The sequence below is a fragment of the Pseudoalteromonas shioyasakiensis genome (genome assembly GCF_019134595.1).
Taxonomy (GTDB): domain Bacteria; phylum Pseudomonadota; class Gammaproteobacteria; order Enterobacterales; family Alteromonadaceae; genus Pseudoalteromonas; species Pseudoalteromonas shioyasakiensis_A.
Window position 1 is genome coordinate 41,516 of record NZ_CP077771.1, and the last position, 14,769, is coordinate 56,284.

Below are 14,769 nucleotides of genomic sequence, written 5' to 3' on the forward strand. Positions count from 1 at the left end.
TGTTAGCCAAGGATTGACCATGAAACTCCCCCTACCTTTTATTACTGCCTGCAGGGTTTTAATACTCTCTTTTCTATGTTTATTTTCATTTTATAGCCAAGCTATTGAGTGGCCTCAACAAGTTCAAACATCACAAGGCACACTCGTTGTTTATCAGCCACAACCCGAGAAACTAAACGGTAATACTTTAACAGCCCGTGCAGCAATGTCATTTTCGGTTTCAGGCAATGACGCTGTGTTTGGCGTATTTTGGTTTAGAGCTAAATTAGATACTGATCGCGAAAACGATACCGTCACCGTTCGCAATATGACAGTCACCGATGTACGCTGGCCTGAATCAAAAGATGCAAGCGAACAAAAATTTACTGCTGTCGTTAATGATGCAATAAAAGCCAGCCAATTTGAAACCTCACTTTCGCAACTCACCGCCAGCCTTGAAAGTGCAGAAGCAGCAGAACAAAGTTTAACGCAATTAAAAACCGACCCTCCAACGATTATATTCAAAGAGCAACTGTCGGTATTACTGAGTTTTGATGGTGAACCTAAGTTCAGTAAAATTGAAAACAGCCAATATGAGCGCGCTTTAAACACCGCCATGACAGTGATTAAAGATAGTAAAAGCAAACTTTGTTATCTCACCGATGGGCAGTTTTGGTATCAGGCAAAACAAGCCAAAGGGCCTTATGAATATACTCAATCGCCGCCGGCTGAACTTGTAAAAATGCTACCTAAAGAGACCGAAAGCTCAGATCTAAGTGCACCACCAGCCATCGTTGTAGCAACTAAACCCACAGAGCTTATTGCAACTGATGGCGCTGCTAAATGGAAAAGCCTAACCGGTGGCGAGCTCATGTATGTATTTAACACTGAAACCCCGTGGCTGCGTGAAATGCAAACGAATAACATGTATGTCTTGTTATCTGGGCGCTGGTATCGCGCAAAACAGCAAACAGGCCCATGGACCTTTGTACGTGGTGACGAACTACCAGAAAGCTTTGCTAATATTCCACCTGAATCAGATTTAGGTGGTCTCAGAGTTTCAGTTGCTGGTACTGAAGAAGCTGACGAAGCAGTACTAGATGCAAAAGTGCCGCAAACAGCGGCTATCAGCCGTAAAGACACAAGTTTAACTGTGTACTATGATGGTAAACCTAAATTTGAGCGGATCCCGGGCACACAGGTTTCTTATGCCATCAATACCGATGCACAAGTGCTGCAAATTAAAGGCAAGTATTATGCAGTCGATAATGCGGTGTGGTTTAAGGCAGATTCCGCGCAAGGGCCATGGCTGGTTGCTGATAGCATTCCAAAAGACGACATTGCAAAAATTCCTCCAAGCTCTCCCATTTACAACGTCACTTATGTTGATATATACGAGTCAACTCCTGAGGTAGTGTATGTTGGTTATTACCCAGGTTACATGTGGTCATACCCATATTATGGCGTGCCAGTGTATGGGACGGGTTGGTATTATCCGCCATACTGGGGTGGTGGCTACTACTACCCTCGCCCACCGACTTGGGGTTTTAATATTGGCTATAACAACTGGACGGGTTGGTCGTTTGGCTTAAGTTGGAGCAATGGCTTTTTAAATCTAGGTATGAATTGGAATGTTGGTTGGCCAACCCATTATCGACCTTATCATTGCTGTAATGGCTGGTATGGGGGTGGTTACCGCGGCCCTGTTATTATTAATAATGGCAATATCAATATTGGTAATAAAATTAATGTCGGCCATAAACCTGGTCATCATGATAAACAGCCAAGACATAACATTTATAAACGCGATCAGAGTAAATCTCGTCTTGCTTCAAAGCAGCAAGTGAAACGCGATTTAAAAACAGCCATCAGCCAACGCGATAAAGCAAACAACGTGTTTGCCGATCAAAAAGGTAACGTGCTCAAACATGATGCCGATAAATGGCAACAACGTGTTGAAGGTAAATGGCAAACTCTCCCCGCTGATAAACAGCAAGAAATCAAAGATCGGGCACAAAATATTGACCGCCAACAAGTGCAAAATAAATTGCAAAGCATAGATAAAAGTAAAGCGAAGCAAACATTGCAGCAGCGCCAGCACACTCAAAATAGGCAACAAAATCGTATGCAGCAATTAAATAGGGCAAATAGAGCACGTCAGCAAGGTATGCAGCGCCAACAAATGCGCCGCAATACACAAAGACAGATGCCTCGGCAAATGCCTAATCGCGGCCATTAGTGTGAAAACAGGAACAAAACAAAGCCAGTGTAAATACTGGCTTTGTTAACTTAACCAGAGCCAACGGACCTCTGTGGCTACCTTTAAGTCGTAATAGATATGTATCTCAAGAAAAAGCCAGTAAAACAATTGCAAAAACTTGCTTAAAACTATTTCTCTATTAGCTTTAATACTAAGCCCTTAATAAAATTTGCACGCTCATGTTAAATAACTACACCGTTCGTACGCGATTAGCCGTCTTGGCTTTGTTACCGGTTACAGTTTTTGTGATCACCTCTATTTTTACAATGTCTATTATGTCGACCATGGTAAAAGGCATCGACAGTTTGTATGACGATAGAGTCATCCCCCTTGAGCAGATAAAAACAGTATCGGACAATTACGCGGTTAGTATCGTTGATTTATTTCATAAATACCGCGCTGAACAAATTTCAAAAACTGACTTTTTAGCCGCCGTTGAAAATGCAAAAAATGTTGCTGATAGCAAATGGAAAAGCTACTTAGAAACCAAGCTAACCACAGAAGAGCAGCGCTTAGTTAATATCGTTGAAAAGAGTCTAGCTGTAGTAGAAAGCGAACTAAGCACGTTTTTAAACCAAGTTAAAAGTGACCAACTTAAAGCAGTACCTAACGAGGTGTTCGTAAAAAGTCTTTATGATGTGTTTGACCCACTCAGTGAAAGCTATCAAGGGCTAATAAGCTTACAAATCAATGAGGCTAACAAGTTTAAAAACGCCGCAGATAAAGATTTTGCTCAGGTCAGTATCGCTATGACTGCCTCTATCACCATTTTAATTATTTTGTTGCTGGCTATTGCCTTTATTATTTATCGCTCTATTCATAACCCATTGTTATCGCTGAGTGAAACGATAGGTTCTATCTCTGAAAATGCCGATTTGCGTCTGCGTGCTAAAACCCATGGTAATGACGAAATAGCCCAAGCAGCTAACCACTTTAATGCCATGATGGAACGCATTCATGCACTAGTAAATGATGTAACCAGCGCAACACTTACTCTTTCATCTGCTGCAGAGCAAATGAACTCAATTAGTGACCAAGTTGCCAGCACAGCCACAGAGCAAGAACATCAATCAGCAATGATTGCCACTGCCATTACACAGATGAGCAGTGCCATTGAGCAAGTGGCTGCAAATGCATTATCAACATCAGAAAAAGCCACTCACACTGATAAAACAGCCAAGCTGGGTCAGCAGTCTGTGCAAGAAAATATCGATTCAATAAACCGTCTATCACATATCGTTAATGCAAATACAAAACTAATCAATGAGTTAAATACGCAATCAACCGATATCAATCAAGTGGTGATGATGATCCAAGGTGTTGCAGAACAAACCAATTTACTCGCTTTAAATGCTGCTATTGAAGCAGCACGCGCTGGTGAGTCGGGTCGCGGTTTTGCGGTGGTGGCCGATGAAGTAAGACAGCTTGCGCACAACACGCAAAAAGCCACGGCCAGTATTAACGAAATGATCAGTAAACTACAAGCAATGGCGCAGCAAGCAGTGACCGCCATGGGCAATGCGGACGAAAGTGCAAAACAAAGTGTTGAATTCGCAGAACGCTCATCACAAATACTGACTGAAATTACTCAAGAAATGGCACTTATCGCCGATATGAACAACCAAGTATCCACCGCAACGGATGAGCAAACCACTGTTGCTAGTGAACTAAGTTGTAATATTAATGAATTTAGTAGTAGCATTTCACTGGTTAGCGAAAGTTCGCAACAAAATGCGCAAGCCAGCCAAGAATTGGCCTCATTGGCTTCGCGTTTACAACAGCAGGTGCATGTTTTCAAAGTATAGTAGTAAAAACCTGCGCTCAAAAAAGGACTTAAATTAATGAACAGAGCAATACTGATATTTCTAATGACATTTGCTCTGTCGAGTCTACAAGTATTAGCTCATGAACAAATTGTTATTCAGCTTGCTAAACCTAACTATAACGATGCGGCGAAAAATCAATATATTCACGATATTCTCGACAAAAGTTTTGCCGCAATGGGTGCGGATGTTGTACTGCTTTACAATATTAAGCCTATGAATAATAAACGTGTTGTAGAGCAGCTAAGCCATAATAAAACAATTACCTTAGCATGGCTTTCTTTACCTCACGAGCAAGTTGATTCATTAGTAAGAACGACTATTCCTCTCTACAAGGGCTTACACGGCCAACGTTTGCTTATTATTCGCCACGAAGACCAAGAAAAGTTTAGTGATATTAAAAGCCTTGCAGGATTAGCTCCCTTGGTTGGCCTACAAAAACAGAGCTGGTCTGATTATAGCGTACTGAAAAACAATGGTTTAACAGTCAATGGCGAGCTTGATTACCCAGGGATGGTAAAAGCCCTCGAAACAGGGCTCGGTGATTACTTTCCACGCTCAGTACTGGCAATTGGCACCGAACTGAATAGACTAAAACAGTTCAATTTTGTCATTGCGCCAAACATTATGTTGCAATACCCCAGCGACTATTACTTTTACTTAAGCAAAGAAAATAAACACATCAGAGATATACTAGAACAAGGTATGCAAAAATTGCAGCAATCAGGTGAACTTGAGAAGCTCTATTTGCAATACTTTGGTGATGTTGAAAAACAATTTTCTTTAAAGCAACGTCACATCATAACGCTAAAAAATAAGGAGTAAGCATGCTAAAAGCGCTGATAATTACCATTATAACATTGGCGATTTTTGCAGCGGGTTTTATAGCAGGAGTGTACAGTTTACCTATTTTAACTGAACAACCAGCACCCGATATTGCTATTTTGAAGCAGCATCAAGTTCGATCGCAGTTTAGTGCAACGTTTAAGCCCGATCTAAAAGGCTCAGATCGCCTTCATTATGGTGATGGCAAGGTGTATCTAACGAATGATGCTATTTCTATGCAAGGTACTTTATCACCAGGACCTGACTATCAACTTTATCTATCGCGCAATTTTGTTGATAACGAAGCTGATTTTTTAGCACAAAAAGGCACCATGCAACGTGTTGCAGGAGTACGTTCATTCAATGGCTTTAAATTAGTTGTACCACAAGGTATCGATGTCAGTGATTACAATACGGTGGTTATTTGGTGTGAAAGTTTTGAGGAATTTATAACCGCAGCACAGTATCAGTAGCTGGATAATAAAAAACAAAGCCGCCTTTGGAGAGGGCGGCTTTAAAGCGGCAGCTATGGGTGTGAGCTGCCTAATCAAGAGTCATTGTTTATGCAGCTAATTAAGCTGCGTCTTCAGTGCTTTGAGTCTCATCGCTATGGCGAATTAAGTAATCAAATGCGCCTAAACTTGCCGTTGCACCACTGCCCATGGCAATAATGATTTGTTTAAACGGCGTTGTTGTTGCATCACCTGCCGCGTAAACACCCGGTAATGAAGTTGCACCTTTGTTATCAATTTCGATTTCGCCAAAGCGAGTCAGTGATAACGCTGAATCTTTTAACCATTCAGTGTTTGGCACCAAACCGATTTGCACAAAGATACCTGCAAGCTCAAGTGATTTTTCATCGCCAGAGATGCGGTCAATATAGCTTAAGCCAGTTACTCGTTTACCATCACCTACAACTTCTGTCGTTTGCGCGTTTTTGATAATCGTAATGTTGTTTAAGCTATTTGCTTTACGAATAAGTACTTCGTCAGCACGTAAGGTATCAGCAAATTCAAGCACGGTGACATGCTCAACAATGTTTGCAAGGTCAATTGCAGCTTCAATACCTGAGTTACCACCGCCGATTACTGCTACCGCTTTACCTTTAAACAACGGACCATCACAATGAGGACAATAAGCTACGCCATGACCGCGATACTCTTTCTCACCCGGTACATTCATTTCGCGCCAGCGGGCACCGGTTGCTAATACCACTGACTTAGCATTTAAAACCGCGCCATTTTCTAGCGTAATTTGATAATTATCTTGCTTAGTAAGCGATGTCGCACGTTGGTTTTGCATAACATCAACGTCGTATTCTTTTACATGCTCTTCTAGCTGAGCAACTAATTTAGGACCTTCGGTCGCCTTAACTGAAATAAAGTTTTCAATTGCTAATGTGTCTGCTACCTGACCACCAAAACGCTCTGCAACCACACCCGTATTTAAGCCTTTGCGTGCCGAATAAATTGCCGCAGAAGCACCAGCTGGTCCACCACCAACAACCAGCACATCGAATAACTCTTTATCGTTCAGTGCTTCGGCTTGGCGTGCAGCTGCTTTGGTATCTACTTTATTAAGAATGTCGGTCAGGTTTACAGCGCCTTGGCTGAATAACTCACCATTTAAGTACACAGCCGGTACTGCTAACACATTGCGCTCGTTCACTTCGTCTTGGAACAAGGCGCCATCAATCATAGTAGCCGTGATATTTTCATTGTGTGCCGCCATCAAGTTAAGTGCTTGCACTACTTGCGGACATGTTTGGCAACTTAATGAGATATACACTTCAAAGTTAAGCGGCCCAGGTAATGATTTAATTTGTTCGATTTCAGTCTCTGATGCCTTGCTTGGATGACCGCCTGTATGCAGTAGAGCAAGGATCAAACTGGTGAATTCGTGGCCCATAGGCACACCCGCAAATGTTATTTGCGTATTATTAATAGGTGAAGATACCACCATAGACGGACGACGTACGTCTTGGTTAGGATTATCTCGCACCGAAAATTTGTCGCTTAACGATGCTAAATCGTTCGCTAAATTTTTAAGTTCTGTTGATTTATTGCTGTCATCCAAGGCGATAAGCAGCTCAACAGGGCTGGTAATAGAAGCAAAGTGGCTTGTTAATTGGTTTTTGATATTCGTATCTAACATGGCTTAGCCCTTGAGTTCAGAATAAATAATCTAGAAAAATTTTATGGATAACTGCCCATCACCCGCTAATGTGCTTAATGTGAGTTGTGATGGGCAATTAAGGTTGCATTGGGATAGCAAAGCAAAACTTTGCTATCGTTTAATGCATTGGCAAATTAGATTTTGCCAACTAGATCTAGTGAAGGAGCAAGTGTCTCTTCACCTGGCTGCCATGATGCAGGACATACTTCACCGTCGTGGTTAGCAATGTACTGTGCAGCTTGTACTTTACGTACTAACTCTTTCGCGCTACGGCCGATGCCTAAGTCGTGAGTTTCGATTACTTTGATTTCGCCTTCAGGGTTCATTACAAATGTACCGCGAAGAGCAAGACCTTCATCTTCGATCATCACACCGAAGTTACGTGTAATACGACCTGTTGGGTCACCAATCATTGGGAATTTGATTTTACCAATTGTGTCAGACGTATCGTGCCATGCTTTGTGAGTGAAGTGCGTGTCAGTTGATACTGAATAAACTTCAACACCCATTTCTTGTAGTTGCTCGTAGAAGTCAGCAACATCACCTAGCTCAGTAGGGCATACAAAAGTAAAGTCAGCTGGGTAGAAGAAGAAGATTGACCACTTACCTAGCACGTCTTTTTCTGTTAGCTCAACAAAGTCACCGTTGTGGTAAGCTGTTGCATTGAATGGTTGTAGTTTTGTGTTAATTAATGAAGTGCTCATAGTATTCCTCATTGATGTATTTAAAAATGTTTAATTAACGCAGCCTTGCGTCTGCTTGATTAATACAATAGAGGTGTGAGCGATTAAAATAAAATTGATTGTTTAGATTAAATTGATTTGTTTTTTAGATTGAAACGCAGGAGATAGCAAAAACTACAAAGCCCTCAACCACTTATGTAATAGAGGGCTTTCACTTCAGGGGATAAAATTACTTATTAAAACCGTATAAACTCTTTGGTTTAATGTATTTAGGCTCAATTCCTTGCTCTTTTGCGGCTGCTAACACCACTTGCTCAATCCAACCTGCATCCATAATGTTCATATAGTTACCATCTGGGTCAAAGTTAATGTTAGACCCCATAACAACCATAAAGGTATCGGTTAGTTCAGTGTTGTCTGCTGGCACTTGAAATTGATGAATCGAACCACCTGGTTCAAACAAATAGCTGCCCGCCACTTGTAAATCGTCTGGGTATTCTGTGTAGTGCCAGCTGCCTGCTAAGGTATATAAATGTACAACACCAGTATGAAAGTGCTTTGGCAAAACTGTACCCGGCTCAAATAAAACACGTAAAACCCAAACTCCATTTTCAGAATCCAGCATGAGTGGGTAGATATGCACGCCCGGTAAGGCGTTTTTAATTAGTTTTTCATCATTGGTATGAATAGTCAGTAAGAAATCTTGATGGTTAATAATATCTGGTAATGCCATGTGTGTGCCCTCTTTTCACTTGCTTTAAATGTGTTAAATGGTTGCCTTTAATTTACTGGAGCAGTATTTGTTTGCGTCTTTTCTTTACAAAGCCCTTGCTCATAGGCCCACTGCAACGCATGTTGCATTCCTTGCTGTAAGGTAAATTCAGGTTTATAACCAAAAATATGCTGCGCCTTTTCATTACTGTAAGCCGCACTTTTACGACTTAGCATGCGCATGGTCGACGGATTTATATCGGTGGTTTTACCAACAAGGTGATGACACCACTCAATAAACCCTGTTAATTTTAATGCTAAGGTCAAATTCACAACCGTGACGTGCTTTTTCCCTTGCGCTTGCGCTAAATGATTAAAATAGGTTTGATTAGTTACTTGCTCAGGGCCAGATAGATTAAAAATCTCTCCGCTTGCATCGTCACTCATGGCACTTTGGTAAATACCTTTGACTAAATCATCAATATAAACAGGTCCAAACATGCCCTGTGGCACCATAAACGTGCCTTTGGCGATCTCTTGTAATGGGTAAGCTATCCACGGTCTTGAACCAGGGCCATAGACATCGCCAGGGCGAATAATCGTGACATTGAGTTTCTTACTGGCGTGATAGCTTAGCGATAAATGCTCGCTCATCATTTTCGAATCGTTATAGGCTCTGCCATCAGGGAACAAAGGCGCATCTTCTTTAATATCAGTTTGCCATTCACTGCCATAAACAGCGGTTGACGAAATATGAATAAAACGTTTTACAGTGTTTGCAGCCACCGCTGCATCCAGTAAGTTTTTCGTCCAACCAACATTTGCCTGCCATGTTTGCTTATAATTAAACGCATTTGAGACAATTGCCGCAGTATGAATAACCAAATCACAATCATTCATTAATGAGCGCCAACTAGCTGGCTCATTCAAATTACCCGCAACAATATTAAATTCTTCACAGGGTGATAAATCAATGCCGCATACATCTACTCCATGCGCTTTAAAGTAGCGAGCGAGTGTGCGGCCGATAAAGCCATTCCCCCCACTTATAAAAACTTTTGAGTAGTTCATTGTGTGTTCCTCTAAGCACGTTACAACCTTAATTACAGTTAGCAGGCCGTCTAGTTAATACATTGTTAAACTTTAATGACCCGTATTACTTTACTTTTCACGCAATTTTTTTTACTTTTTACGCCAGCGCACTAAAAAAGAGCACACTATGCCACGATTAACACAAGCACCTGACTTAATTAGAGTATCTGCTCTACACGGCTATATTGAACTGATCGAAAGTAAATTGGTGAACCCTGATGCACTTCTATCGCGCGTTGGTTTAGACAGAAAACAACTACAAGATGCCAATAACTTTGTGCAGTATCAGCAACTCATTCAGCTATTAAAAATCACCGCGAAAGAATTGAACCTGCCTTATTTCGGCTTAGAGCTAGGCCGTTGGCAAAGCTTAAATATTTTAGGTTCTGTTGGTTATTTGATGGGTAATTGCGACACCCTGGAGATGGCGCTAAAGAACTTAACTAAGTACTATCATGTACATCAAAATAGCGCTGATTTACTCCTTGAAGTAAACCAAGACTATGTAAAACTCTCGTTTTTTGTTCGCACTAGCCTAAATGTGAGTGTTTATCATGGTGCCGACTTAGCTTTAAGCGTTGGGGTCAATTTATTAAAGCAATTAACCGATGATCAAATAAAACTGTATCGTTTAGAGCTTCCCCATAGTTGCGATGAAAACCCGAGTGTTTATCGTCAAGCGCTAGGCCAAGTTCCAGTATTTAATTGTGCACACACAGCAGTTGTGTTTGAGAAAAAATACCTAAAGCTCCCTATAAAGAACTCAGATAAACAGTTGTTTTCTATACTTAGCCAACAGCTTGGGCAGCTTCAAGACACGAAACGAGAAAATATTTCAGATCATGTTGAAGTGCTGATCAAGCAATACTTACTCCACGAAGAATTTGGCATAAACCTCATAGCTGAGAAGCTATCAATGAGCGCTCGTAGCTTGCAGCGTCACTTAACAAAGCATGACACAACGTTTCGTGAATTAGTCGATGACGTACGCTGTAATCTAGCACATCAATATTTAACTGAATCTAGCCTCAGTTTGTCGAACATCTCAGATATCCTAAGTTTTTCTAATTACAGTGAATTTACTCGCGCTTTTAAGCGCTGGTATGGCATTCCACCAAAAGATTATCGTAAGTCACACTCGAGTTAATGGCGTAAAAAGTTAAAAACAGGTCGTTTAAAGCTAAGTTTTCCGTTAACAATTTATATATATTGACTAGCTAGTTTCGCTAATTAGTGGTCGTGCAATGTTAAGAAGAGTATTTATTACCGGTGCCAACACTGGCGTTGGGTTCGAATTGGCAAAGCAATATATTAGCCTTGGTGACGATGTCGCTTTATTCGACTTACATTTCAGCGAGCAAACCAAACAATCATTAATTGAGCTTGCTAATGATGAACAATACATTGAGTTTTTTGCTACGCATATCTGCGATACTGAAGCACTGCAAACCCAATTAAATAATGCAATTGCAGCGATAGGCAAACCTGATTTAGCGATTTTTAATTGCGAGATCAGTGAGCAGCAAAATAAAAAAAATAGTATGGCTTGTCAGCACTTTGCAATGCTAATAACACCACACTTAAGCATGAACGGCCACTTGGCAATTACATCAGCGCTTATTGATGCAACTAAATTTACGCCACAACCAAGCGCCTTGATTTTAGCCAAAGAGCTACGCAAGAAATTTAAGCCGAACAACATAAAAATCAGCTTAATTTGTGCAAGTAAAAAACATTTGGATTTGGCAAACACAGCCGATACTGCAAATCACATTTTGCGCAGCTTAGATAAACAAAAATTAATGGTGATCCTAGGCTTACAATCTAAACTAACCTATATCATGAGCCGTTACTTACCGAATTGGATAATGGTTTCAGTAATAGATCGCCTCATCAAACAACAACTAATAAGAACAACACGCTAAGGAACAACCATGAACACACATGACAACCTCACGCAATTGATTGAGCATACGTGTCAGACTTATGCCGATCTTTTTGCCTATAACAGTGCAGGTAAAACACTTACTTTTTCTCAAGTAGAACAACAGTCTCGCTATCTGGCACAATGGTTTCAACAGCAAAGCGGTCTTGTTGCAGGGGACAGAATTGCTATTCAACTACCTAATATTGTTGATTACCCTATCGTTACCTATGCAGCATTTCGTGCAGGATTAATCGTAGTCAATACCAACCCGCTTTATACTGCCCGTGAAATGCTACACCAGTTTAATGATGCAGATGTTAAAGCCATTGTTATTCTTGACGCCCTTACCGATAAATTAGCAACGGTTATCAATGACACGTCTATCAAAACCGTTATTGTTGCAGCGGCTGTTGCTGAGCCAACACTGCAAGAGGGTCAATTTTCTTTAAACGAACTCATTCGCCAAGGTGAAAGACTCGCCCCTCTTAACGCTCATCAAGCAAGTCGTGACGATATTGCGGTTTTACAATACACCGGCGGTACCACAGGAGTTGCTAAAGCTGCGATGCTTAGTCATGGCAACATCTTAGCCAATGCCGAGCAAATGAATGAGCGCTTTGACGATATTTTAATGCCAGGTCAAGAAACCGGTATTTGCCCGCTTCCGCTTTATCATATTTACGCCTTTACGGTGAACATGGTGGGCCTTTTTGCCATGGGGCAATTTAATGTGCTGATCCCAAACCCTCGTGATTTAGATGCGTTAGTTAAACAAATCGAACCATTTGAAATTAATTACTTTTCAGGGATTAACACCTTATTTATCGGCTTGTGTATGCATCCTGGTTTTAAAGCACTGAATTTTTCAAACTTAAAAATGACAGTCTCAGGGGGCGCAGCTCTAACACATGCTGCAGCTGATGCATGGATGAGCACCACAGGTTGTACAATCACAGAAGGCTATGGCTTATCAGAAACCTCGCCAGTTGCGACGTTAAACGACTTTAAAAAAGAAGAGATTGGCAGTATTGGCCGCCCATTATCAAACACCACAGTTGAGATTTGGGATGAAAACGACGAGCCTGTTCCCGACGGTGAATCTGGCGAGATAGTTGTTAAAGGGCCACAGGTGATGATGGGCTACTGGCAGCGCCAAGACGAAACCGACAAATGTATGAAACGTGGTTTTTTCAAAACCGGTGATGTAGGTCTAAAACTACCAAGTGGTAATTACAAAATTGTAGACCGTTTAAAAGACATGATTATTGTTTCTGGCTTTAACGTGTACCCTAACGAAGTTGAAAACGTACTTTGTCAGCACCCAGCTATCTGCGAGGCGGCTGTTATTGGTGCAAAAGACGAAAAAACTGGTGAGCGTGTCTGTGCCTATATTACTTTAAAAGACCAGGTTAATGAGCAGCAAGTGACTGATTATTGCCGCGAAAACCTAAGTGCTTATAAAGTGCCTAAATCAATCATTTTTATGGAGCAATTACCTAAATCGACGGTTGGCAAAATTCTTCGTCGAGAATTACGCCAATAATAAAGCGATCGTTTTAGCCGCATAACTGGTATAAAATAGTTAAAAGATAAAAGCATGCCGTTAGGTATGCTTTTTAATTTAAGCGGTTTAAAGGTCATTATGGAAAAGTTTATTAATCACATTCAACTCGGTTACTTAGGTTTACTACCGTTTTTAGGCTGCGTAGGCTGGCCACTTATCGCAGGCAGTAGCGCAGTTAATTTAGACTTTTTCACTTTTTATAGCATCGCTATTTTAGCCTTTATGGCTGGTAATTTATGGCATGCAGGCCAGCAAACGCATGCTGATGCTATAAAAGCGATTATTCCTATCTTACCGATTGGCTTTTTAAGTTTTCTGCCAACACCATGGGCTCTTGGTTGGTTAGCGGCAAGTTTTTGGCTTGTATTATTATTCGAGAAAACTTCACCGCAGTGGCAAACCTATCACGTTGATTATCAAAAAATGCGTTTCGTTTTAACGTCTGTGGTGTTTGTATGCCACATATTTGTTATTGGAATGAGCATCTATCCTGAGTAGCCCTTTTCTTGCGTTTGCGGTAACATCCGCGGCTCAGTTTTTTAAGGACTTGCTATGATAGATCAACTGCGCGCTAAACTAGACCACCTTGGCGAAAATTACGTAGAAAAAGGCGCTCACTTTAAAATTAAAGTGATCCCGTTTTTCTGTGCGATTCACATTAAAAAAGATCACAAAAACCAAGGTACTTTAAAGATATATTCAAATCAGTTAATTGAAATATTTTTAGCTACCATGTTCTTGTTATTCGGCTTAATGCTTTTTGATACAGATGCGGGCTTTACCCATGGCCCTATTCACATCGTTATTGCTGTGTTGATTAGTTTTAATTTAATCTTTAAACAAATAGCCATTGAAGGGCTTAAAACTCGCTTAGCCCTTTGCCCTGAAATCGCACAAGAAACAACGCCAGAACAAGGCAAATAACCGCATGTTTTTAGACCCTAGTTGGCGTATTTTAACTGTAGGCGATGGTGATTTATCATTTTCACACTCTATTGCTCGTAATTTAAAACCAGCCAAGCTTGTTGCGTCTACTTATGATGATGCAAGCACCATAGAACAAAAATATGCCGATAATGCACTTGGCGCCTTGCAACAACTTAATATTGAAACACTCATTGAGTTTGATGTAACAAAGCCAGACTCGTGGCAGCGTTTAGATGGCGCTTGTTTTGATGTGGTTATTTTTCAATTTCCCCTTATACCAGCGTTTAAAGGCGAAGCTGCATTTAAAGCAAATACCCAACAAGGTGGTATGAATGTTTTAAACCGTGCCTTGTTGCATCGCTATCTAGACTACGCAAGCCAATTTGCATTAGACAAAAACGGCCCAATGCTGTGTTACATCACCTCTAAAGATGTAAAACCTTACCGCGAATGGAATATTGAAGGCAGCTTAAATCAGGGGCTAAACTGCCATTATTTAGGCCAAATGCCATTCGATATTAATTTATTCCCAGGCTATAAAATTCGCAATGTTGACCGTGATAAACATGTAAAAGACACCAGTGGCACTACCTATGTATTTAGCGAAAAAACTGACAATGGCATCACTGAAAAGCTGACTTTACCCGCTTATTTAGGTGATAAACACTGTGCATTATGTCGCGTTGGCCCTTATATGGCCCAAGAAGACGAAGACAAACATTTGTTAAGCAAAAAGCACAAACAAATGGAAAAATTTGAACAGGATTGGCAAGCATGGCTTGCACAAAACAACGAGGAGTAAC

General features: G+C 40.9%; 14 protein-coding genes. 10 read left to right on the plus strand and 4 right to left on the minus strand.

Annotated features, from left to right (window positions below):
- Positions 1–19: 19 nt before the first annotated feature.
- The 4 genes from KQP93_RS17745 (at position 20) to KQP93_RS17760 (ending at position 5,360) form a co-directional block, all read left to right on the plus strand.
- Positions 20–2,218, plus strand: a complete 2,199-nt coding sequence (locus KQP93_RS17745) for a carbohydrate-binding family V/XII (protein ID WP_217877173.1) — start codon at positions 20–22, stop codon at positions 2,216–2,218.
- Positions 2,219–2,418: 200 nt separating this feature from the next.
- On the plus strand, positions 2,419–4,044 hold the full coding sequence (locus tag KQP93_RS17750; protein ID WP_217877174.1) for a methyl-accepting chemotaxis protein: 1,626 nt from the start codon (positions 2,419–2,421) through the stop codon (positions 4,042–4,044).
- Positions 4,045–4,080: 36 nt separating this feature from the next.
- Positions 4,081–4,887 (plus strand): substrate-binding periplasmic protein, encoded by an 807-nt coding sequence (locus tag KQP93_RS17755; RefSeq protein WP_217877175.1) that lies wholly within the window; start codon positions 4,081–4,083, stop codon positions 4,885–4,887.
- 2 nt (positions 4,888–4,889) lie between these two features.
- Positions 4,890–5,360 carry a DM13 domain-containing protein gene (locus tag KQP93_RS17760; RefSeq protein WP_217877176.1) on the plus strand — a complete coding sequence of 157 codons (471 nt, stop codon included), beginning with the start codon at positions 4,890–4,892 and terminating at the stop codon, positions 5,358–5,360.
- Positions 5,361–5,460: 100 nt separating this feature from the next.
- Here the strand turns inward: KQP93_RS17760 and ahpF are convergent, their stop codons facing one another.
- The 4 genes from ahpF to KQP93_RS17780 form a co-directional block, all read right to left on the minus strand.
- A complete protein-coding gene (ahpF, locus tag KQP93_RS17765; protein WP_217877177.1) occupies positions 5,461–7,041 on the minus strand; it encodes an alkyl hydroperoxide reductase subunit F in 1,581 nt (526 codons plus the stop codon).
- A gap of 155 nt (positions 7,042–7,196) precedes the next feature.
- A complete protein-coding gene (ahpC, locus tag KQP93_RS17770; RefSeq protein ID WP_063701183.1) occupies positions 7,197–7,766 on the minus strand; it encodes an alkyl hydroperoxide reductase subunit C in 570 nt (189 codons plus the stop codon).
- 208 nt (positions 7,767–7,974) lie between these two features.
- Positions 7,975–8,478 (minus strand): 2,4'-dihydroxyacetophenone dioxygenase family protein, encoded by a 504-nt coding sequence (locus tag KQP93_RS17775; RefSeq protein ID WP_217877178.1) that lies wholly within the window; start codon positions 8,476–8,478, stop codon positions 7,975–7,977.
- 47 nt (positions 8,479–8,525) lie between these two features.
- On the minus strand, positions 8,526–9,527 hold the full coding sequence (locus tag KQP93_RS17780; RefSeq protein ID WP_217877179.1) for an NAD-dependent epimerase/dehydratase family protein: 1,002 nt from the start codon (positions 9,525–9,527) through the stop codon (positions 8,526–8,528).
- A 148-nt stretch (positions 9,528–9,675) separates the two neighbouring features.
- Here KQP93_RS17780 and KQP93_RS17785 point away from each other — a divergent pair, with 148 nt between their 5' ends.
- The 6 genes from KQP93_RS17785 (at position 9,676) to KQP93_RS17810 (ending at position 14,768) form a co-directional block, all read left to right on the plus strand.
- Positions 9,676–10,695 (plus strand): AraC family transcriptional regulator, encoded by a 1,020-nt coding sequence (locus tag KQP93_RS17785; RefSeq protein ID WP_217877180.1) that lies wholly within the window; start codon positions 9,676–9,678, stop codon positions 10,693–10,695.
- A gap of 97 nt (positions 10,696–10,792) precedes the next feature.
- The gene (locus KQP93_RS17790; protein ID WP_217877181.1) at positions 10,793–11,473 is read left to right on the plus strand and encodes an SDR family NAD(P)-dependent oxidoreductase; all 681 of its coding nucleotides are present in this window, start codon (positions 10,793–10,795) and stop codon (positions 11,471–11,473) included.
- A 9-nt stretch (positions 11,474–11,482) separates the two neighbouring features.
- Positions 11,483–13,018: an AMP-binding protein gene (locus KQP93_RS17795; protein WP_217877182.1), complete on the plus strand. Its 1,536-nt coding sequence runs from the start codon at positions 11,483–11,485 to the stop codon at positions 13,016–13,018.
- A gap of 99 nt (positions 13,019–13,117) precedes the next feature.
- Positions 13,118–13,537 (plus strand): DUF3429 domain-containing protein, encoded by a 420-nt coding sequence (locus tag KQP93_RS17800; RefSeq protein ID WP_217877183.1) that lies wholly within the window; start codon positions 13,118–13,120, stop codon positions 13,535–13,537.
- A 54-nt stretch (positions 13,538–13,591) separates the two neighbouring features.
- Positions 13,592–13,963 carry a hypothetical protein gene (locus KQP93_RS17805; protein ID WP_217877184.1) on the plus strand — a complete coding sequence of 124 codons (372 nt, stop codon included), beginning with the start codon at positions 13,592–13,594 and terminating at the stop codon, positions 13,961–13,963.
- Between the two features lie 4 nt (positions 13,964–13,967).
- Positions 13,968–14,768: a class I SAM-dependent methyltransferase gene (locus KQP93_RS17810; protein WP_217877185.1), complete on the plus strand. Its 801-nt coding sequence runs from the start codon at positions 13,968–13,970 to the stop codon at positions 14,766–14,768.
- Position 14,769 lies beyond the last annotated feature (1 nt).